Genomic DNA, 21,877 nt, shown 5'->3' with positions numbered 1-21,877 from the left:
CCTCCTATTAAAAGAAAAGTTCCTTGAGCGTGTTCGTTACCTGGACTTTATTTTTTAAAATCATGTAGGGCCAGAGTTTTCACCACATCTACAAAGGTGTCGGGGAAACTGCGAGACTCCCGAGGGAATGGAATGACTGGCAAGACCCCACAAGGCGAAGCCTGAGGAGGCTTGCCGTCATCCCCTCAGGAAAGCGAGTAGTTTCCCCGCCACGCTTTCTACTTATTCGTCAAGGACCCTAAAGTATCCTCAAAATCGCATTATGAGAGCCAACAAAAAAACGCCCAGATAAGAATCTGGGCGTTACATAAAATCTAATTTTCTTCTTCGGTATATGGTTTTTCATAGACAGGTTGGATCCACGACTCGATGACAGTTCCGCTCTGATCCGTATCGACCACGTAGGAACCATTGCTATAGCGATCGTTCGCCTTATAGTCCATCGGGTTGATCGTTTCTGTCGTCTCTTTTTCCGTCATGATCACTACTTCCTGGCCTGATTCGGTCAGGTGCATATTGATCAGTCGGTGTGGGTTCGATTTCAATTCTCGCAGCATGACGACACCACGTTTCGCCCGGGACGTCTGTTCAAACTCTTTCAACCGCATCCGTTTGACAGCGCCACGATGGGTGATGATTACAATTGATGGGTCGGATAGGTCATCGAAAACCTGTCCGCCTACAACATGTTCTCCATCCTTCAGTGTCATCGCTTTTACTCCCGCTGCACGTTGTCCGACAGCATTCACTTCACTTTCGTGGTACCACAAGCCATATCCTGTATTGGACGCTAGGAAAATGTCAGAGTGTCCTTTCGTTATAAACACATTCGTCACTTCATCATCGCCCTTAAGCTTAACAGCCACGAGCGGTTTGGAGTAACGTTGTGCTTCATATAGAGACAATTCACTTTTCTTGACCATGCCGTTTTTCGTAAAGAAGAGCAGATATTCATCGGTTTTGAAGTCCCGGACCGGATAAGCTTCCACAAGCTTTTCATCTTTGTCGATTGGAACCAGATTCGCCAAGTGCTGACCAAGATCCTTCCAACGTATATCCGGCATTTCGTGAACCGGAAGATAGATGTAATTCCCTTTATTCGTAAACAGAAGCAGTTTATCGGTCGTATTGATCTCATATAGCCTCAACAGATGATCGCCATCTTTGATCGCAAAATCTTTTCCATTCGAGGCTGCATAAGAACGTAGACTCGTCCGTTTCACATAGCCATCTCTTGTGACGGTTACGACGATGTCTTCGCTGGCCACGGTCACTTCAAGATTGATTTTAAGCTCTTCGATTTCATCTTCAATTTTCGTACGGCGGTCATCATTGTACTGCTTTTTCATCTTTTTCAAGTCGTCTTTGATGACTTTCAAAAGCTTCATTTCATTGCCAAGGATGTCCTCAAGGTAAGCGATACGCTTCCGTAGTTCATCCGCTTCTTTTTCAAGCGATGTAATATCCGTATTCGTCAAGCGGTAAAGCTGCAACGTAACAATCGCCTCTGCTTGTTCTTCCGTAAAATCATAAGAAGCGATCAGACGGTTTTTCGCATCCTGCTTATCTTTCGAAGCACGGATGGTCGCAATCACTTCATCGAGGATGGAAATCGCTTTGATCAAACCTTCTACGATATGTGCCCTAGCTCGAGCTTTCTTCAAGTCGTACTTGGACTGACGTGTAACGACTTCCTTCTGGTGCGAAATGTAAGCATCCATGATCTGATGCAAATTCAAAAGCGTAGGCGTCTTATCTTTGATCGCTACCATGTTGAAGTGATACGTCACCTGCAGGTCGGTGTTTTTATAAAGGTAATTCAAAACACCTTCACTATTGGCATCTTTTTTCAGTTCGACGACGATTCGAAGACCGGTACGGTCCGTTTCATCACGCACCTCGGCAATCCCTTCCACTTTCCGGTCGATTCGAAGCTCATCCATTTTCTTGACGAGGTTCGCCTTATTCACTTCATAAGGGATTTCGTCGATCACGATCTGCTGTTTGCTGCCGCGAAGCGATTCAATTTCGGCCCGTCCCCTAAGGATCACTTTCCCTTTACCAGTCTCATATGCTTTTTTGATTCCATCCAGCCCCTGTATGATTCCCCCTGTCGGGAAGTCAGGTCCTTTGATGTGCTGCATCAGTTCATCGACTGTAGCAGTAGGCTTTTCGATTTTTTTGATGACAGCATCGATCACTTCACCGATATTATGAGGCGGGATGTCTGTCGCATAGCCTGCTGAAATACCTGTTGATCCATTTACGAGCAGGTTCGGGAATTTTGCTGGTAACACGACAGGCTCGTAGATCGTATCATCGAAGTTCGGGATGAAATCGACGGTTTCCTTTTCGATATCACGCAATAACTCTGATGAAATACTCGACAATCGTGCCTCTGTATAACGCATCGCTGCTGGTGGATCCCCGTCGACGCTACCGTTGTTTCCGTGCATTTCGACAAGGTTCTTCCGCACTTTCCAGCCCTGACTGAGGCGCACCATTGCATCATAGACGGATGTATCCCCGTGCGGGTGGAAATTACCGATTACTGTACCGACGGTCTTTGCCGATTTACGGAAATTCTTATCATGTGTATTCTTTTCCTGATGCATTGCATACAGGATCCTACGTTGTACAGGTTTCAGGCCATCCCTTGCATCTGGGAGGGCGCGTTCCTGGATAATATATTTACTGTATCTTCCGAAGCGGTCACCGATGACCTCTTCGAGTGGTAAGTCTAAAAACTTCTCTGTCTCAGCCAAAAGAAAATCCCCCTCTAAGCTTGAATTTTATCGTTTTCCAGAATGTTGGCTTCGTCTTCTAATCCGAAAGCGACGTGGGATTCAATCCATTTTCTTCTTGGCTCAACCTTGTCACCCATCAGAGTGGTCACTCGCCGCTCTGCTCTTGCCAAATCATCGATCGTAACCCGGATCAGTGTACGGGTTTCCGGATTCATCGTCGTTTCCCATAACTGGTCTGCGTTCATTTCCCCAAGACCTTTATATCGCTGGATCATGTATCCATTCTTGAACTTATTCACTGATTTCTTCATGCCATCTTCATCCCATGAGTACTCGACCTGCTCTTTTTTGCCTTTCCCTTTGGAAACTTTATAGAGCGGAGGAAGAGCGATGAATACTTTACCTGCTTCGACAAGCGGCCGCATATAGCGGTAGAAGAAGGTAAGCAATAGCACCTGGATATGTGCACCATCGGTATCCGCATCGGTCATGATCACGATTTTGTCGTAATTACAGTCTTCCAGATTGAAGTCACCACCTACTCCTGCCCCGATCGTATGGATGATCGTGGAGATTTCTTCGTTTTTGAAGATATCGGCAATTTTCGCTTTTTCTGTATTGATGACTTTACCTCTTAGCGGCAGGACTGCCTGGAATTTCCGGTCACGGCCCTGTTTCGCTGACCCTCCCGCAGAATCTCCCTCAACCAGGTACAGTTCATTCTTTTTCGGGTTTCTCGATTGTGCAGGGGTAAGTTTCCCGCTGAGCATCGTATCCTTCCGTTTACGCTTCTTACCAGATCGTGCGTCTTCCCTTGCTTTTCTGGCTGCTTCACGTGCTTCCTTCGCTTTGATCCCTTTACGGATCAGTGATGAAGCTATATCCGGGTTTTCTTCAAGGAAATAGGACAGCTTCTCGGAAACGATCGCATCGACTGCAGAGCGCGCTTCCGATGTACCCAGCTTGCTCTTCGTCTGACCTTCAAACTGAAGCAATTCTTCAGGGATGCGGGCAGCGACAATCGCTGTGAAACCTTCACGGATGTCATTTCCTTCAAGGTTCTTATCTTTCTCTTTCAATAGCCCGGTCCTTCTTGCATGCTCGTTGAAAATTCTTGTAATCGCTGTTTTAGCGCCGGATTCATGTGTACCTCCGTCCTTGGTACGGACATTATTGACGAAGGAAAGGATGCTTTCTGCGAACCCGTCATTGAACTGGAAAGCGAAATCGATTTCGATTCCCTGGTGTTCACCTTCAAAAGCGACGACATCATGCAGGACTTCTTTATCCTCATTCAAATAACGGACGAAAGCTTCGAGACCATCATCAAAGCGGTAGCTTTCTTCCTGGTCATTTTTAAGATCATGCAGCTGTATTTCTACACCTTTCAAAAGGAATGCCGCTTCACGGAGACGCTCGGAAAGCGTCTCGAAATTGTATGTGGTTGTCGTGAACATCGACGGGTCCGGTTTGAACCGGATGGTCGTACCAGTTTTTCTAGTGTTCCCTTTCTTCTCCAGTGAAGTGACTGGTACTCCGCCTTTTTCAAAGCGCTGGTAGTAGGTCTGTCCATCACGGTGAATCGTGACTTCGAGCCATTCTGACAGGGCATTGACAACCGACGCACCTACACCATGCAAACCACCGCTCGTCTTGTATCCGCCTTGTCCGAATTTACCCCCAGCATGGAGGACTGTGAGAATCACTTCCGGTGTGGGCTTGCCCATTTTATGCATTCCGGTCGGCATGCCGCGGCCCTCATCTTTGACAGAAACACTTCCGTCCGGATGAAGACTGACGACGATCCGCTCTCCGAAGCCGGCCAAAGCTTCATCTACTGCATTATCGACTATTTCGTAGACGAGATGGTGCAGTCCCCGGTGATCGGTACTGCCGATATACATCCCCGGGCGCTTGCGTACTGCTTCCAACCCCTCTAATACCTGTATGGAATCATCTGAGTATGTTTGCGTTTGTTTGACCAACTTTTGTCGACCCCTTTCTCGTATGGTGCTTCTTTCTCTAATCATAGAACAAGCGTTCTGATATGTAAACGTACTTGAAATGAACCGCTTGTTCTATTTTAGCTTTTTTGAACTAATACGCAACTATTCTTTTTCCACAAACCAGAAAAAATCCCTGCCATAACAGGGATTTTTCTAATTGTTTCGTCATTTTTCAACTTTGCTCTATCTTAATAATACCGCATGTGCGACTTTTATGCACATATCCATGATAACGGTGAAATCCCGTTCCTTCAGAAACTTGGCAGCTTCCTCATTTTCGACACCCTGCTGCGCCCAGAAGATATCAGCGTCTGTTTCAGCTGCTTCCCGTGCGATTTCAGGTAAGAATTCCGAGCGTCTGAACACATTGATGAGATCAATCGGCTCATCAATCGCTTTTAGATTCGGATAGGACTTCTCCCCAAGTACTTCGTCCACGTTCGGATTCACCGGAATGATGCGGTATCCTGCTTCCTGCATGACTTTGGAAATCTGATAGGAAGTCCGGTGGGCTTTATCGGATAACCCTACAACTGCAATTGTCTTAGACTCCTCAAGCACACGTCTGATCGTATCCTGATCTGGATTCTGATACGCCATTTTTCTCCCTCCTTCATTATTCAAGCAGACCTTCTTCTTGTAAAAATTCACGCGCTACATCTTCTGGATCTGCGTCGTTATAGTCGACTTCATAGTTCATTTCCTGCATCTGTTCATCCGTGATTTTTCCGGCGAGCTGATTCAAAATCTCCTGAAGTTCCGGATACTTATCCAACGTTTCCTTTCGTAATAACGGAGCACCTTGATATGGCGGGAACAGATTCTCAGGATCCTCAAGCACAGTAAGATTTTCTTCGATCATGTAGCTGTCCGTCGAATAGGCATCGATGACCTGGACTTCATCGTTCCTGATGGCTCCTTGTCTGAGGCCAGGGTCCATCGTCTTCACATTTGCAAATTCTACGTTGTACAACTCCTGCATACCGAGGTAACCATCCTGACGATCACTGAATTCCAGGGTAAAACCAGCTGTAATCCGATCCTGAATCTTCCTTAGATCACCAATCGTTTTCAAGTCATTATTTCCAGCGAATTCTTTTTTGACAGCGACCGCATAAGTATTGTTGTATTGCATCGGCTTCAAATATGCCATGTCATACATTTCTGCGACGCCTTCTTTCGCCTGTTGATAAACCGCTTCTGCTTCATAGCTTTCTGGTTCTTCTTCAAGTAGCTGGAAAAGGACGGTTCCTGTAAATTCAGGATAAATATCGATATCCCCTTCCTGTAGAGCAGTAAACACGACATCTGTCTTACCGAGATTCGGAATCAAATCTACAGTTAAATCCGACTCCTCTTCAATCAGAAGCTTATACATATTGATCAAAATGGTCGGCTCTGCATTAAGCTTTGCTCCAATTGTCAAATCTGCTTTTTTGCCGCCTCCGAATGCAAGCGGTCCAACTGCAATCAATGCTGCGATGACCAGTAAGGACACAAGAGAACGGAAGCCTGATTTAGCTGAAGTCCGTTCGAACATGCGCAGGATCAGATCAAGGATAATTGCAAGTAGCGCTGCGGGAATCGCTCCAAGTAAAATCAAATTCACGTCGCCACCACGATCGAGCCCGAGAAGGATCAGATCTCCTAGTCCGCCTGCTCCGATCAATGCAGCGATCGTCGTCGTTCCGACAATCAGTACCATAGAGGTACGGATTCCCGCCATGATGACCGGCATTGCCAATGGAAGTTCGATTTTGGACAAGCGACGGAATGAACTCATACCCATTCCTGTAGCTGCCTCTTTCAATGCAGGGTCGACTTCCTTGATCCCTGTGTACGTATTTCTCAAAATCGGCAAAAGACCATAAGCTGTCAACGCTATGATCGCCGGCAATTGTCCAATTCCGAAGAATGGAATCAGAAATGCGAGGACAGCAAGGCTTGGAATCGTCTGTAATATTGCTGTTACACCGATGATCGGCTCTGCCGTCCGCTGGTATCTCGTCAATAGAAGTCCTAACGGTACGGAAATCAATGCTGCAATTACGAGTGCAATGATGGAAATCTGCAGATGCTCCCATATTTTTTCGAATAATACATCCTGCCTTTGTTCAAGTACATTCCAGAAGTCTCCCATCACTGCACCACCCCGTTATCTGTAGAGACTTTGCTTTTCAGATAAACTACGATGTCTCTATAAGATAGTGTACCAACGAGCTGATTTCCTTTGACGACCGGAAGTACTGACTCATCAGAATGCTCGAAGGTGTCTGCTGCTTTCTTCAATGTCATGCTGTTTTCCAGTACGGGAAGTTCAATGGCTGCTCCGTCTTTGATTGATCCTTGGTAGGAGCCATCTTCTCCTTTGATGCTGTAAACACCAAGTTTCGGGAAATCACCTTCACTATATTGTTTTTGGGAAATGATCCTGCTTGCCGAAGCATCGACCATTACATCAACTGCTGTCTGCCAAGGAGACTTCCTCTCCCCGATGAAATCCTTCACGAATGCATTTTTCGGTTGCATGATCAGATTCTGAGGCGTATCCAGTTGCACGACTTCGCCTTCTTTCATCAGACACACACGATCTCCCAATGCCAGTGCTTCATCCATATCATGGGTGACGAACACGATCGTCTTCCTGATTTTCTGTTGTAATTCACGGATGTCCGTCTGCAATTGCTCCCGACTGATCGGATCAAGTGCACTGAATGGCTCATCCATCAGAATGATATCAGGATCTGCAGCCAAAGCCCGGATAACACCTACGCGTTGCTGCTGTCCGCCCGAGAGTTCACTCGGCTTCCGTTTACGGTACGTCTCCGGATCAAGGCCTACCATGTCCATCAGTTCATCAATTCTTTTGGAAAGGTCTTTCTTCTTCCACTTTTTCATTTCGGGGACAACCGATATATTCTCCTCGATTGTCATATGTGGAAATAACGCTATCTGCTGTAATACGTACCCGATGTTCCATCTCAATTCATTAATCTTGTACTCACTGATCTTCTTGTTATGTATCAAGATGGTCCCTGAAGTCGGCTCGATCAGACGATTGATCATTTTCATCGTCGTCGTCTTCCCACATCCACTAGGGCCGATTAATGCGAGCAGTTCGCCTTCTTTTACAGAAAGGTCCATGTCCTTGATCGCCGTTGTCCCGTCCGGATAGGTTTTCGTCACATTCTTGAATTCAATCATCACCATTCCCCCTTTTTCATCACATCACCTATACTATTCCCATTCATCTGTCATGAAAAACATCGTGAATCGTTTGCAATGGCGCTGAATGTGTTCACTCCTTCTGTAGTTCACTGTCTAGAAATGGCCACACTTCATCTTCAGCAAAATGACTGCTCCAAACAGCGATTCCTGCAAGGTCCTCCTTTTTTGCAAGGTTGAGTCGCTGGTTCAAGGAATGTTCATTTTCAATCCAAAGTTGATAGCTGGTGTCTTCTTCAGCGTACTCAACGTAATACTGACCGGTGTCTTCATCCAGCACCGGCTGGAGACCATAAGTATCGATAAAGGTTTCCACTTCATTCATCGTCAACGCTTTGGATGTCAATGACACACCACCACTTTCAATCTTTTCCTCTGTCCATAACCTCGCATAAAGAGGAATACCAAGTATGAGATTATCATTCGGAATGACCTCAAGCAGCCTTTCCAAGTTACGCTCAACCCATGGAAGACTGGCTACACTCCCTGCCACAGGAGAATTCGCCCAGTGTTCGTCATATGCCATCACCATGATATAATCAGCGAGCTCAGAAAGTTTCGCCCGTTCATAAAATCCCGACCATTCTCCGCTGCTGGACAGGAAGGTGATATCGACAGAAATGACAAGCCCCTGCTCATGCGCGTAGGGTACCAATTCCCGAATAAACTGGGTAAAAGAAGGTCCATCCTCCGGTAGCACGTTTTCGAAATCGATGTTGATTCCATCCAGTTTAAAAGATTCTGCGTACTCCATAAGCTGTTCGATCATGAATGCTCTTTTCTCATAGGAGCCGATTACCTTGTTCGTACGTTCTGGGTCGAAGACATTGGAAAACAATGCCCACACCTGTGCATTACTTTCCTTGACTGCTTTGACATAATCTCGTGTGGCAAGTGAGGAAACCGTCCCAGCATCATCTGTAAGCTCGAACCATGTAGGAGCGTAAACATCGACACCAGTTAAATCCTGGGCACCGTTCTGATTCGCTTCACGTGAATAAATCCCTTCCCATGCGACAATGAACCGCTTGTCAAAAGGCAAAGGAAAATCACCTTTCTCTTTCTTCACTTTCGTACTGATCACCGTACTCTCATTCAGCTCGATCACTGAAGCCTTCACGTAACCGCTTATTCCATCTTTCGTCGTAACTTTGACATAACGCCCCTCGTCATTCAAAATATAAAAGGATTCCGATTCCTCCATCGTTTCATAAAACGGAGCAGTCAGTGTCGCTTCCGATCTGAGCCTCCGCTCATCAACAGAAAGACCCTCCTTGAACGTTGCCTGTTGGATCGTATATCCATCAGCATAAAGGAAAGTAGTACGAGCGGTGTCCCCTTCCAATTTTTCATATGGAAAATGAGACACAATCCAGTCAATTGCAATAAAGATACGATCATTCTCCTTTACGGATGGTAGAACGTCAGTGTCCAGGGGGTCTCCATTTTTAAATGCGGAATCTTGACCTACCTTTAGTTGATAGACGGATTTCGGGGTAGTAAAGATTACGGAATCTGATTCAGAATCATAGGTTCCATTAAGTTCGAGAATCTCAGTTGCATCCGTAAGACGAAGGTAGGGAATGTTACCTTTTCTTATGATTTCAGCTGCAGGATGACTCTTATTGTTGTAGGTTAAGTATTCATCTTCAGTGGAATATTTAATTTTTTCATCAGATGGCTGGAAGATGAAGTAGCCTGCTGCAATTATGATAGTGAGGAGGATGATCAGGATGATGAACGATTTTCGTCGCATTCACTTTCCTACTTTCTCTTGATATCTATCAACACCATACGCATGTAAAGGATTTTTTGCAACGAAGAACTTTCGGAAATTACGTACTGAATCGGACAACTTCATGATAGAATAATAGAACAAAAGCTTTAGAGGGGTTAATTGAATGGAATATTTAATTTTTGGACTTATAGCATACTTGATTGGTTCGATTCCATCCGGCCTCATCGTAGGTAAGGTTGGTTACAACATCGACATCCGCGAGCACGGAAGCGGAAACTTGGGTGGCACGAACACTTTCCGTGTTTTAGGAAAAAAAGCAGGGATGATCGTAACGATCGCAGATATCCTTAAGGGAACGGTCGCAACTGTCCTGCCGATTCTATTTGCAGCTGAAGTTTATCCACTGGCAATTGGAATTGTAGCTGTTTTCGGCCATATGTATCCGATTTTCGCAGGGTTCCGCGGAGGTAAGGCGGTGGCAACATCGGGAGGAGTCATTCTTGGAGTGAATCCATTGTTATTCGTCATCATGCTTGCTACATTCTTTCTTGGACTCTATTTGACGAAATATGTTTCGTTATCCTCGATGTTGACTGGTATCATTTCCATGATTGTCACGTTATTGATTTCAGATGACATCGGTCTATTTATCGTCATCACACTGCTTACGGTATTCGTGATCTACCGACATCGGGCCAATATAATCCGGATCATAAATAAAACCGAACCTAAAATCAAATGGATGTAAACGTAAAGGGAGTGCCTCAATAAAAGGCACTCCCTTTTTTTATAGCGTTGATGCTGTATCATTCAGTTGTTCAGCTGATACACTCACTTGTTTTGTCGCAGCCCCTATATCATGGATGATTCCGTTCAATAGCTGGATATCGTTATGTAGATCGTTGAAATCATTCACTCGATCATCTACCGATGCTGCAATATTCGCTAGAGCCTCACCCGTCAATCTAGTAGTCTTTTCTCCATTGTCCACGAGTTCATTGACCGCTTGTATGGAAGTAAGTGCTTCCTTCATGCGGCCATTGGAGGTTGAAACGATGGATTCAATTTCCTTTATCGACTTTTTTGTCTGAGCGGATAGTTTCCTGACTTCTTCTGCCACTACAGCAAATCCCTTCCCATGCTCACCAGCCCTCGCAGCTTCAATCGCCGTATTCAATGATAACAGGTTCGTTTTGTCTGCAATATCCTGCACCAGGTGCACGAATGTAGATATCTGCTTAAACGATTGATCCAGACTTTCAATTACGTGGTCCACTTTATGAGTCTCCTGAAGGATGGAGTGGACCTGATCGACCAGCTGACTCATGATCTTTTGGCCATTACGTGCTTGTTGTTGAATATGAAGGGACATTTGCTTCTGCTCTTCAACGGCGCTGTTCACATTCTCACTATTGAAGATGACTTCTTGGACAGCAGCATCATTTTGTTCTGCTAATGCAAGGAGTTCGGATGAAATCAACAGCAATGAACGTTTGATCTCTGTTTTTACTGATTGATAGTCATGTTCCCTCTGGTTCACATGCTCTGTTTCATATGCATCAAGCACCAGCTGTTGTTCAAAGTTAAGAATTTTTGTAACTGCGTTGATATAGGCGTATTTTTCATGTTCCATATCGATATGCTGTTCAATCAATTGAAAGAATGTATGAAGAACGGATTGGAAGGAAGCGATATACCATTTAGGTTCTAGTCCAATACGAAAGTGCACTTTTGCCACGTTAAGCCGTTGGTGTACGTATGCATCATCAATAACGCCCGAAAACATTCGAGTCAAATGTGGCTCAAGAGAGGTTCTCAAGCTTTCGACTGAACTATGATGTTCGATGATCGAGGATAAATGGGGGACCTGCAGTACAATCCGGTAGAAGTCAGTAACCAGCGTATGTATATTATCTTCTACTACCGGTTGAAAGGATTTGAGCAGCTTCAATTCGTCCATTCCGAGGTGAATCATCATCAACTGCTGTTCTATCTTCGCATCAGAGACTTGGATCAAACTCTCTTCCATTTCAGCTTGGTCAATCCAGCTCTTCCCACGTTTATTCCTTTTTTTCAATAGAATTGCCATTGGCTTCATCCCTTTATTTGTGTATTTTCAAAAATAGCATACCATGATGTGTATATCGGATCAGGACCAAAGTATGGCTAAATCATGACAAAAATTGACTTAGCGGAGTAAAAGATTTTTGCGAAAGCACATTATACAGGCAATAAATTGTATAATAGAGGCACCTTATTGTATACTTTGGGGTGAGAATGAGAGTTATGCATGGCTTGAAAGGAGTCTCCGTTATGAATAAAACTCAGATGAAGAATAAAAAACAACTACCTTCTAAACAGGAACGCCATAAATTATTCGGATCCGTCACACCTGGACCGAGAACAAAACCAGTTGAAAAAGAGCAAATGGTAGATCTTCAAAATTCAAAGAAAGATTTCCTATTCGAAATTGATACTGTTGGGATTTCCAATGTGAAGCATCCTATCCGTATCCAAAGCACGATGACACCTGAAATCCAGACGACGATCGGAACTTTCGCTTTCGGATCGTCCATTAATATGGAAAGTAAAGGTACGAATATGAGCCGCTTCACCCAGCAGCTCGATGCCTATCACCAGGAAGGATTCGCTGTCGATCTGGAAACGTTGAAGAAGTTCACGAAAGAGCTTGCAGGCAGATTGAAGCAATCGGATGCTTCTGTTACTGTGGAATACCCTTGGTTTTTCGAGCGTAAAGGCCCAGCCTCACAGATGGCAGGAATGAACCACGCAGATGCAACAGTTACGGTATCCTATCATGAGGAATCAGGTTTCGATATGGAAGTCGGTCTTGAAGCCACCATTACGACGCTTTGCCCTTGCTCGAAGGAAATCAGCGAGTACAGTGCTCATAACCAGCGTGGTAATGTGTCCATGTCGGTGAAATTGAGTGAGGACTTTGATGAAAATAAAGTGGACTGGAAGGCTGCTTTACTTGAAGCGGCAGAAAGTAATGCAAGCGCACGCATCCACCCTGTATTGAAACGACCGGATGAAAAGATGGTGACAGAGCAGGCATATGAAAATCCTAGATTCGTCGAAGATATCGTACGTCTAGTCGCTGCCGATCTCTATGAATACGCATTTGTAGAGAAATTCGAGATCACCTGCCGCAATGAAGAATCCATCCACCTGCACGATGCGATTGCTACATTGAGCTACGACAAACGGGAAGAAAGATAAGGCTGGTCTGAATGAAGCATCTATTCATAGGGATTATACGTGTGTATCAAAAGTTCATCAGTCCCTTGAAGCCATCACCGACCTGCAGGTTCTACCCTACCTGCTCACAATACGGGTTAGAAGCATTTCAGCGATTCGGTTTTTTCAAAGGATTATACCTGACGGTGAAACGGATCCTGAAGTGCCAACCATTTCATCCCGGGGGTTTTGACCCCGTCCCACCAAAAAAGCAAAATTGACTTCATCGTATCAACGCTGATGTTTAATCATTGGAGTTGAAGGAAACTGTATTGGTACGGGAAGAAGAAACCTGATAAGGAGTAGGATCTTATGAATGTCACAGTAACTGAACAAGCAGCAGCATGGTACAAAGACGAACTCGAAATCGAAGCCGGAACTGCCATCCGCTTTTTCGTCAGGTACGGAGGAGTTGGAGGCATTCAGCCTGGTTTTTCTTTAGGCATCAAAATGGATGAACCGAGAGAGCCGGTTGCGGATACAGAGGTGAACGGCATTCGTTTCTTTATTGAATCGGAAGACGATTGGTATTTTGATGACCATTCATTGAAGGTCGATTATAATGAAAAATGGGAAGAACCCGATTTTCATTACGAAAAATAAAGTTTTCTTAAATGCTAAAACCCGAGCAATTAAATGCTCGGGTCTTTTGATGTTGTCATATTGTGAAATTACCACTTCGTCCACATCCTTCGCTTTCCGCGGGCACGACCTCAGCCTCCTCGAAAGGCAAAAAACCGCTTTCCTCCGGGTTCTTCGGATGCGTGCTGTTCCCTCTGGAGTCTTCGTATGTGGACTACGCTACCTAATCAAGTGTTCATGCATTTGAAAATTAATGTTCATTCCTAATTAAAACAATTTTGTTTACAAGTTGAATTTTTCTATTTGATCCCATTTCCCTTCTTGTTCGAGTACATATTTTTGATGTTTGCCGAACAGGTCGAAGTGGGGATATTGATCATCTTTATGGATCCATCCGGGTTCGAGGTTGTACCTTTTCCCCCATGCTTTCAGCTTAGATATATCGGCACACCCTACTTTCGTTACGGTTGTGCAGCCTGGGAATCGTTCATCGATCCAATAGTGGGTCAATAAAGCGATTTCGCCATTCTTTACTTGATTTTTCCATTGAACCAGTTCTTTGCGATCCAGCCCGAAAGCCATCGATCACTCCTCCTCAAGTGCTGACTGATACGCTTCATGCCATTCCGGGAATGACCTTCTGATTGATACAGGACGGAAGCTGTCTTCTTTTACGATGACGTGCTTCGTACTACCTGAGACAGATTCCTCCCCATTTTCTTTCAACACCCTGTAACCATAGGTGATCCGCAACCCATCATATGCTTCCAGCCACGTTTCCACAGTAGCTTTTTCTCCATAGCGCACCGGCTTTCCATAATGGATGTTTGCATCGATCACTGGAGAAAGCACGCCTTGTTTTTCAATTTCATGATAATGGAATCCCAATGCCTCGATGAAATCCGTGCGTCCCAGTTCGAACCAGACAAGATAGTTGGCATGATAGACAACCCCCATCTGATCTGTTTCCTGATATCGTACTCGTATCGGTGTGTTTGTTTTCATTAATTACTACTCCCCTCTGACTGCATGCCAAGCTTGATTGACATCCTCTTCCTTCAATACACTATTGTCCGGTTCTGTCCCTTCTGTCCGTAATGCATGGAACTGGATGGCTTCCATGATCAGATTACCGACAAACCGGCCATTCCCTCTGATTGCATGATCCTTGTATTTGGATAATAAAAACTCCTTTGCATCTTTCGCCAGTTCATACTTGTATTGATCCGCCTGAAAGATACTCATATCCATGAGTTGTTCAGCGTCATAATCAGGAAAATGCAAATATTTTTTGAAACGGGAGCTTAAGCCTGGATTACTTTCGATCAATTCCCGCATTTCCGACTCATACCCGGCCATAATGATGACTAGATTATCATCATGTCTTGTCATCTCATCGACAAGAGTTTCGATGACTTCTTTTCCATAATCATCTCTCCCCCCGTTATACAACGCGTAAGCCTCATCGATGAAAAGCACACCGCCAAGGGCTTCCCTGACTTTTTTCTTCGTCTTGATAGCAGATTGCCCAACGTATCCGGCAACTAGGTCACTCCTTGAGCAGACGATCATATGCCCCCGTTTCAGCAGCCCACACTCTTTCAAGATTCCTGCATAGATTTCTGCTACTGTCGTTTTCCCTGTTCCAGGGTTTCCGGTAAATACAGAGTGTAACTGGATCGGTACGTGAGGTAGCCCGTTATCCTTTCTCTCCTGCTGTACCTTTACAAAAGAAGACAACTTCTTGACTTCTTGTTTCACATTATTCAGTCCGATCAATTGCTCCAATCGCCCGACGTGTGTTTGTTCGTTATCGTCCTTCTTTTCCAAAAGGTGAAGATCTTGACGATCAATGCGCATATGATCGAGCCAGGAAACCTGCTGTTTATCCGCTTCGTATGCACCTTTATTGAAGATTGTTTTCAACACTAGGTTCTTGACGGTCCTCGCGTTTCCGAAGGTATCATCGACCCGATACTGATCAATCAGATCCTCGAATTTGTTCAGTGCTTCGTCTGTGAAAAAATAATCATTCGAAAGCGCAGTCGATTCTGCAATCTGCACAAGTTCTTCCATATTATAATCCGGGAGTTCGATGTGATTCTGTTCCGGGAACCTGCTTCTTAATCCAGGGTTAGACCAGAGGAATTGGCGCATTTCTTCCGGGTAACCCGCAAGGATGACTGCAAATTTCCCACCGTATTCTTTACTGGTCATTGCAGAGACGAGCGTATCAATGACAGCCTGTCCATAATCATTGCCTGTCTGCCCTTCCCTTTTCAAGCTGTATGCTTCATCAATGAACAGTACACCACCGATTGCCTGCTTGATGTAATTCATCGTATTCTCTTCGCTTTGTCCGACATAGCCTCCGACAAGATGCGACCGGTTCACTTCGATGACGTCTTTTGTTTCCAATATACCTAACTCGTGATAGATATTTGCTAAATATCTGGCTATCGTCGTCTTACCAGTTCCAGGGTTTCCTGTGATGATCATGTGGAGCCCAGGCTCATCCACCATGGAAAATCCAAGTTCTTTCCTTGACTGCTGGTATTTCAAGTAATGGTAATAGCGTTGGATGTAACCTTTGACATCTTCAAGCCCGATCATCTGATCGAATGCCTCCAACGCATTTCCGCTTGCTTCTTTCTCATAGAAAGACGGCAGTTGTCCGGCAAGGCTATCCATCGCATCAGACAAGGAGCGGATCGACTCATTGATCGTTTTCACAGGTACACGGATCCTTTTGTTCTCAATCGTTTCAATCGCTTCAGCCAACAGGGATTTCAGCTCATTGAGATGGTAATATACGAGCTGATAAGCTTTCAATCTGGACGATGCGTCGACAAGCGTCTTCTCTGCAAGCTCACGATCCCAATGCAGTAGCAGTTCTTCGATTTCAACACTCACCGTCTTTGCTTTTTTCATTTTCGCAGAATCATGATCGGTTTCATGCATCAGCCACTGCTCGGGCTGTACTTTTTTCATCTGGTGATACGATTTTGCCATCTGCTTAGCATCAAACAACTGAGAGATAAGTGGATCATTTTCTTTCGATTCATATGCCTGTTTAATAAAAAATTCGACAAGTTGGTCCTGATCCGGCCTCCGTTTGATCCGGTACCATGCCAACACTGCATAAAGTGTTGCTGACACTTCATCAGTCTCCATGTCTGTTTCATCAAAGTATTTCAATGCTTCCATTTCAGTTATGGGAGGTGCTTGGTCGATGGAAGTCCATTGCTGCAATTGTAGTTTCAATTCGTGTTTCATCTTACACCCTCACTCCCTCTCCTATGTACGCTATCATTTTATCATACACATACTTAGATGTAGATGAACTTGCACCTCTCTAAAGGAAAACGCCCCTTTACAAAAGGGACGCTTCTTTAAAACCATTATTTCTGCTCATTACGTACTTCGTCTTTGATTTCATTACGCATGGCATCGATGGATGCTTCACGTTTGCGATTTTTGTTTTCGATATCCTGGCGATCTTTCTCATCCGCCATTTGATACGTTTCATGGGATTTTTCGATATTTTCAATAGTATTCTGAACCATTTCCTGCAGCTTGTCTACATTGTCACTACGGTCATCTGGTTTTGCTTGATTTCGTTCATTCATGATGATGCCTCCTGTCATTTGCCCTTAGTCTGAATAAGTTTTGGTGCTTTATCTGTTTTCATTTCCATCTGTTTGCCTTTATTGACATCCGATTCACGTGACTGCGTCCCTGAGTGATCAGGGGTAAACCGTTTTGAATTCTTTTTCGGATTTCCCACTCTAGTCCCTCCTTTTCGCGGTCATTGATAATATCTGCAATCCAGTTGGAAATATGCCTTATGTATAAGAAAAACCGCTTGGAGGTTGATCGCTCCAAGCGGTTTTTTCATCCATTTCACTGGACAGATTTCAATTTCTGCTGATGACGCAATTCGATTTTCGTTTCGATCTGATCCAGTAGTGCAGGGTCAGATAAGATTTGCTTTCTGTTCTGTGTTACCAGCTGGGTGAAACTTGGTTTTCTTTTGTTACTCATGGGAATCGCTCCTTATTTTACTACTTACTATTAAGGATTCCCAATTGACAGAATTGTATACTAATCGAGCTTATCTTTCATATCTTCCATGAAATCGAACGTCATCGGTCCGATATGTCTCGGTTGCTGGATCTTCCCATCTGTACCGATGAAATACGTAGTAGGAATGGTGATTGTCTGGTATTCGTCGTTCACTTGATTAGTCGGATCAAGAAGAACCGGATAAGAATATCCGTTTTGTTCAATGAACTTGAAAACATCTTCTTGTTTCTTTTCTGATGCAGTGGCATTAAGCGCAATCACTTCCACTTCATCCCCGTACTTTTCATGGAATTCCTGCATCTCCGGCATCTCTACTTTACAAGGTGGGCACCATGTAGCCCAGAAGTTCAGAAACACTTTTTTTCCCTTCAAATCAGACAAAGTGACTTCTTCCCCTTCCAGGTTTTCCAGTGTGAAATCAGGGGCGACATCTCCAACCTGGAGCCCGGAAGCCGCATTAGGGGGCGTGATTGCAGTACCTGTCTGTTCTGTATTTCCGGAAACATTGTATTCGTTCGGTCCATCCTGTTCCTCTTTAGCATTGACATTGAAAAGTACAACACTGAAAAGCACAAGCAACAACGCGGTTGCGGTCAATCTTCTTATCATTTGTTTCACTTCCTTTGATGTGCCTGTTTATAATCGATGATGAGGATGCTTATCGATAACACTGCTACAATCCATAGAGCATCAAAGTTCCAGGTAGCTTGTCCTAGTGCAATAAAATAAAGCACGGTTCCGATCAACGCCCACTGGAGGATGCGCAGCGAAGTAAGCCAATGATGATCGACTTTCTTGTACAGTACAACGAAACTTAGAAAGACAAGATAACTATACAACATTATTGCTGTCAAAGGAAGGTATTGAACTACCCAGCCTTTCAACAATCCATAAAACCCGATGGCAAGTATTGTTGGTGCTATGGTAATAAGCGACATCGCATGAATGGAAATGTGGTGGTGCTTTCCATTTTTAAGAAAGACCAGCCCTGCAATGACTGACCCGAGCACCCATCCATAGGTTCCGCCATTCAGGTAGAGAATTCTTGCAGGGTTATTGATCGCCTGGATCGGATGAAAAAGCGCGTTGCTGAATTTCCATATGAGAATGGTTAAAAGCATCATTTGCACCCATTCACCTGCTAAGATTTTCTTATTCTTCCTATTATGTGTATGTAAAAGCAAAAATATATATCCATACCCGATCAACAGCACTACCGCTACCATGAGGTACGGTACATAAATGTTAAGTGGACCTATTGCCAGTGTATCTCTCATTTCAGTTCTCCATTCCAGCTTTGATACTATGACCATCATAATTGCTGCCGTTCAAATTGTAAAGATACCTGCATGGGTGTATGAGTTTGCAATAAAAAAGACCACATCGCATAGAGCCATGTGGTCTTTAAACTTAATTTAGTTTAGCTTGTTACGAAGTACCATTTGAAGAATTCCGCCATGACGATAGTAATCGATTTCCACTTCACTATCGAAACGAGCAACAACTTCAAATTCTTTCTTATTGCCTTCTTCATCTGTTGAAGTCACTTTAACTAGATCATGAGGCTTAACGTCTTCACCGATTTCAACGTTGAACGTTTCGCGTCCAGTCAAACCAAGAGATTCAACAGTGTCTCCCTCTTTGAACTGAAGCGGTAGAACGCCCATCATAACAAGGTTTGAACGGTGAATACGCTCGAAGCTTTCCGCGATGACTGTTTTGATACCAAGAAGGTCAGTACCTTTAGCAGCCCAGTCACGGGAACTACCCATACCGTAATCCTTACCAGCGATAACCATCAGATCAGTATTATCCTGCTGGTATTTCATAGCAGCAGTGTAGATAGGCATGACTTCTTCTGTCGGCCAGTAAGTAGTGAATCCACCTTCTGTACCAGCAGCCAGCTCGTTACGGATACGGATGTTGGCGAATGTTCCGCGCATCATCACTTCGTGGTTACCACGACGGGAACCATATGAGTTGAAGTTACGTGGTGATACATTTTTGTCCTGCAAATATTGACCTGCCGGCATATCTTTCGGAATCGCACCAGCTGGAGATATGTGGTCCGTCGTTACAGAATCACCGAACTTACCGATTACACGCATGTTATTCAATGGTTTAACGGTATCAGGATCTTTGGACATACCTTCAAAGAACGGCGGGTTCTGAATATATGTGGAATCTTCATTCCAGTCATACAGCGGCTCATCTGTCGTATCGATTTCGTTCCATTTTTCGTTAGAGTTGAATACATTTTCATACTCTTTGCGGAAGATTTCAGGTGTAACGACGCGAGCAATTTCCGCTTTGATTTCATCCATAGTCGGCCAAATATCATTGAAGAAAATGTCTTTACCATCTTTATCTTTTCCTAATGGCTCATCTCTTAGATCAACATCCACTGTTCCTGCCAGTGCATAGGCAACTACCAATGGAGGAGAAGCTAGATAGTTCGCTTTTACCAATGGATGGATACGACCTTCAAAGTTACGGTTACCGGACAATACAGAAGAAACAGTCAAATCGTTCTTGGCAATTCCTTCTTCAATTTCAGGTGCCAATGGACCTGAGTTACCGATACAAGTCGTACAACCATATCCGACAAGGTTAAAGCCAAGTTTTTCAAGGTATGGCATCAAACCTGAATCTTCAAGGTAGCGTGTAACAACTTTGGAACCTGGAGCTAATGAAGTTTTCACATACGCTGGTACTTCAAGACCTTTTTCAACAGCTTTCTTAGCTACCAGTCCAGCCCCGAGCATTACGTACGGGTTGGAGGTGTTCGTACAGGAAGTAATCGCTGCGATTGCAAGCGCACCTGTCTTCATAAGTGAAGTCTCACCATTAGGGTGCTCAATCTTCGCTTCTTTATCGATTTCCTTCTCATCAAGTCCGAATCCATGATTGCCTGCAGGAGCAGTCAATGCTTTATTGAAGGATTCTTTCATTTGAGAAAGTGGAATCAAATCCTGTGGGCGCTTTGGACCGGAAAGGTTAGGCTCCAGTTCATCAAGATTAATTTCAACAAGCTCTGTGAATTCTGGATCTTCCTGATCCGGTGAGTACCAAAGATCATTTGCCTTACAATAGTTTTCAACAAGTGAAATGTGGTCTTCACTGCGTCCAGTCAGACGCAAGTATTCAAGGGCTTCGTTATCTACCGGGAAGAATCCGCATGTAGCACCATATTCAGGAGCCATGTTGGAAATCGTCGCACGGTCTGCAAGCGGCATATCTTTCAGGCCTGGTCCGAAGAACTCAACAAACTTTCCAACTACCTTCTTCTCACGAAGGACTTGTGTCACTTTAAGTGCCAAGTCAGTAGCAGTTGTACCATTCGGAAGACTTCCGTTCAACTTCACACCGATTACTTCAGGTGCTGGGAAATAAGAAGGCTGACCTAGCATGCCTGCTTCAGCTTCGATTCCACCGACACCCCAGCCCAGGATTCCAAGACCGTTGATCATCGTTGTATGAGAGTCCGTTCCAACTAAGGTATCCGGATATGTTTCGGTTTCGCCATTTTCATTTTCAACAGCGTGAACCACATTAGCTAAGTATTCCAAGTTTACTTGGTGTACGATACCTGTTGCAGGTGGTACAGCACGATAATTATCGAATGCTTTTTGTGCCCAGTTCAGGAACTCATAACGTTCGATGTTACGTTCGAATTCCAATTCCATGTTCACACGAAGTGCATCTTCTGTGCCATATGCATCTACCTGTACGGAGTGGTCGATTACTAGATCGACGGGAACTTCCGGGTTGATGCTGTCAGGGCTTCCTCCCATGTCTACCATTGCTTTACGAAGTGAAGCAAGGTCCACGACTGCAGGTACCCCTGTGAAGTCCTGTAGGATAACACGTGAAGGTTTGAAAGGTACATCTTCCCCTTTGCTGTCCTTCGTGCCCCATTTTGCAAGGCTTTCTACATGCTCATCCTTGATTACACGACCATCGTGTTGACGAAGTAAGGATTCAAGCAGGATTCGGATGGAGAACGGTAGACGAGAAATCTTACCATGTCCCGCATCTTCCAATGCTTTTAATTGATAGTAATTGTAAGTTTTACCATTAAGTTCAAATTGCTTTTTTGCATTGTAAGCCATAATTACTTTTACCCCCTCATCTGAAATATAAATGGCGATGCATCGAGCATCTCCACTCCCCAATTGCGTCATTTGTCACTTTTGTTGCAAAAGTTCGCAAATCACCAACTAATATTGTAA

Annotated in this window: 20 protein-coding genes; 4 read left to right on the top strand and 16 right to left on the bottom strand. The window is 44.4% G+C overall.

The genetic code is table 11. The features are described from left to right. Positions 1-314: 314 nt before the first annotated feature. The 6 genes from parC to ACFQ2J_RS03815 form a co-directional block, all read right to left on the bottom strand. Positions 315-2,765: a DNA topoisomerase IV subunit A gene (parC, locus tag ACFQ2J_RS03840; protein WP_386056735.1), complete on the bottom strand. Its 2,451-nt coding sequence runs from the start codon at positions 2,763-2,765 to the stop codon at positions 315-317. A gap of 14 nt (positions 2,766-2,779) precedes the next feature. Continuing rightward, complete coding sequence (parE, locus tag ACFQ2J_RS03835; protein WP_386056733.1) at positions 2,780-4,777, bottom strand: DNA topoisomerase IV subunit B; 1,998 nt, start codon at positions 4,775-4,777, stop codon at positions 2,780-2,782. Positions 4,778-4,936: 159 nt separating this feature from the next. Next, positions 4,937-5,353, bottom strand: a complete 417-nt coding sequence (locus ACFQ2J_RS03830; RefSeq protein ID WP_386056732.1) for a CoA-binding protein — start codon at positions 5,351-5,353, stop codon at positions 4,937-4,939. A 16-nt stretch (positions 5,354-5,369) separates the two neighbouring features. Next, complete coding sequence (locus ACFQ2J_RS03825; RefSeq protein WP_386056731.1) at positions 5,370-6,893, bottom strand: ABC transporter permease/substrate-binding protein; 1,524 nt, start codon at positions 6,891-6,893, stop codon at positions 5,370-5,372. Continuing rightward, positions 6,893-7,957, bottom strand: coding sequence for an ABC transporter ATP-binding protein (locus ACFQ2J_RS03820; RefSeq protein WP_386056729.1), 1,065 nt, complete (start codon positions 7,955-7,957; stop codon positions 6,893-6,895). The genes ACFQ2J_RS03825 and ACFQ2J_RS03820 overlap by 1 nt, the downstream gene beginning before the upstream one ends. A 94-nt stretch (positions 7,958-8,051) precedes the next feature. Continuing rightward, positions 8,052-9,734: a glycosyl hydrolase family 18 protein gene (locus tag ACFQ2J_RS03815; protein ID WP_386056727.1), complete on the bottom strand. Its 1,683-nt coding sequence runs from the start codon at positions 9,732-9,734 to the stop codon at positions 8,052-8,054. Positions 9,735-9,879: 145 nt separating this feature from the next. On the opposite strand from ACFQ2J_RS03815, the gene plsY reads away from it, so the two are divergent. Continuing rightward, positions 9,880-10,464 carry a glycerol-3-phosphate 1-O-acyltransferase PlsY gene (gene plsY, locus ACFQ2J_RS03810; RefSeq protein ID WP_386056725.1) on the top strand — a complete coding sequence of 195 codons (585 nt, stop codon included), beginning with the start codon at positions 9,880-9,882 and terminating at the stop codon, positions 10,462-10,464. 39 nt (positions 10,465-10,503) lie between these two features. On the opposite strand, the gene ACFQ2J_RS03805 is transcribed toward plsY, so the two are convergent. Further along, positions 10,504-11,805 carry a globin-coupled sensor protein gene (locus ACFQ2J_RS03805; protein ID WP_386056723.1) on the bottom strand — a complete coding sequence of 434 codons (1,302 nt, stop codon included), beginning with the start codon at positions 11,803-11,805 and terminating at the stop codon, positions 10,504-10,506. A gap of 224 nt (positions 11,806-12,029) precedes the next feature. On the opposite strand from ACFQ2J_RS03805, the gene folE2 reads away from it, so the two are divergent. The 3 genes from folE2 (at position 12,030) to ACFQ2J_RS03790 (ending at position 13,580) form a co-directional block, all read left to right on the top strand. Beyond that, complete coding sequence (folE2, locus tag ACFQ2J_RS03800) at positions 12,030-12,959, top strand: GTP cyclohydrolase FolE2 (RefSeq protein ID WP_386056721.1); 930 nt, start codon at positions 12,030-12,032, stop codon at positions 12,957-12,959. Between the two features lie 11 nt (positions 12,960-12,970). Further along, a complete protein-coding gene (yidD, locus tag ACFQ2J_RS03795) occupies positions 12,971-13,198 on the top strand; it encodes a membrane protein insertion efficiency factor YidD (RefSeq protein ID WP_386056720.1) in 228 nt (75 codons plus the stop codon). 91 nt (positions 13,199-13,289) lie between these two features. Next, on the top strand, positions 13,290-13,580 hold the full coding sequence (locus ACFQ2J_RS03790) for a HesB/YadR/YfhF family protein (protein WP_386056718.1): 291 nt from the start codon (positions 13,290-13,292) through the stop codon (positions 13,578-13,580). 261 nt (positions 13,581-13,841) lie between these two features. On the opposite strand, the gene ACFQ2J_RS03785 is transcribed toward ACFQ2J_RS03790, so the two are convergent. The 9 genes from ACFQ2J_RS03785 to acnA form a co-directional block, all read right to left on the bottom strand. Continuing rightward, positions 13,842-14,141: a hypothetical protein gene (locus ACFQ2J_RS03785; RefSeq protein WP_386056716.1), complete on the bottom strand. Its 300-nt coding sequence runs from the start codon at positions 14,139-14,141 to the stop codon at positions 13,842-13,844. A 3-nt stretch (positions 14,142-14,144) separates the two neighbouring features. Further along, complete coding sequence (locus ACFQ2J_RS03780; protein ID WP_386056714.1) at positions 14,145-14,564, bottom strand: acyl-CoA thioesterase; 420 nt, start codon at positions 14,562-14,564, stop codon at positions 14,145-14,147. Positions 14,565-14,570: 6 nt separating this feature from the next. Next, entirely contained in the window at positions 14,571-16,835 is a 2,265-nt protein-coding gene (locus tag ACFQ2J_RS03775; protein ID WP_386056712.1) for an AAA family ATPase, read from the bottom strand. Positions 16,836-16,960: 125 nt separating this feature from the next. Then, on the bottom strand, positions 16,961-17,188 hold the full coding sequence (gene tlp, locus ACFQ2J_RS03770) for a small acid-soluble spore protein Tlp (protein WP_386056710.1): 228 nt from the start codon (positions 17,186-17,188) through the stop codon (positions 16,961-16,963). A gap of 14 nt (positions 17,189-17,202) precedes the next feature. Beyond that, complete coding sequence (locus ACFQ2J_RS03765; RefSeq protein ID WP_386056708.1) at positions 17,203-17,346, bottom strand: acid-soluble spore protein N; 144 nt, start codon at positions 17,344-17,346, stop codon at positions 17,203-17,205. A 116-nt stretch (positions 17,347-17,462) separates the two neighbouring features. Beyond that, positions 17,463-17,603, bottom strand: coding sequence for an FbpB family small basic protein (locus tag ACFQ2J_RS03760; RefSeq protein ID WP_386056706.1), 141 nt, complete (start codon positions 17,601-17,603; stop codon positions 17,463-17,465). A 60-nt stretch (positions 17,604-17,663) separates the two neighbouring features. Then, positions 17,664-18,254 carry a TlpA family protein disulfide reductase gene (locus ACFQ2J_RS03755; RefSeq protein ID WP_386056704.1) on the bottom strand — a complete coding sequence of 197 codons (591 nt, stop codon included), beginning with the start codon at positions 18,252-18,254 and terminating at the stop codon, positions 17,664-17,666. Between the two features lie 5 nt (positions 18,255-18,259). Beyond that, positions 18,260-18,922: a hypothetical protein gene (locus ACFQ2J_RS03750; protein ID WP_386056703.1), complete on the bottom strand. Its 663-nt coding sequence runs from the start codon at positions 18,920-18,922 to the stop codon at positions 18,260-18,262. Positions 18,923-19,060: 138 nt separating this feature from the next. Continuing rightward, positions 19,061-21,757: an aconitate hydratase AcnA gene (acnA, locus tag ACFQ2J_RS03745; protein WP_386056701.1), complete on the bottom strand. Its 2,697-nt coding sequence runs from the start codon at positions 21,755-21,757 to the stop codon at positions 19,061-19,063. Positions 21,758-21,877: the final 120 nt, after the last annotated feature.

The sequence above is a fragment of the Thalassobacillus hwangdonensis genome (genome assembly GCF_042675915.1).
GTDB lineage: Bacteria > Bacillota > Bacilli > Bacillales > Halobacillaceae > Thalassobacillus_A > Thalassobacillus_A hwangdonensis.
The sequence above is the reverse complement of the archived record's forward strand: the minus strand, read 5'-3'. Positions and strand labels throughout refer to the sequence as shown.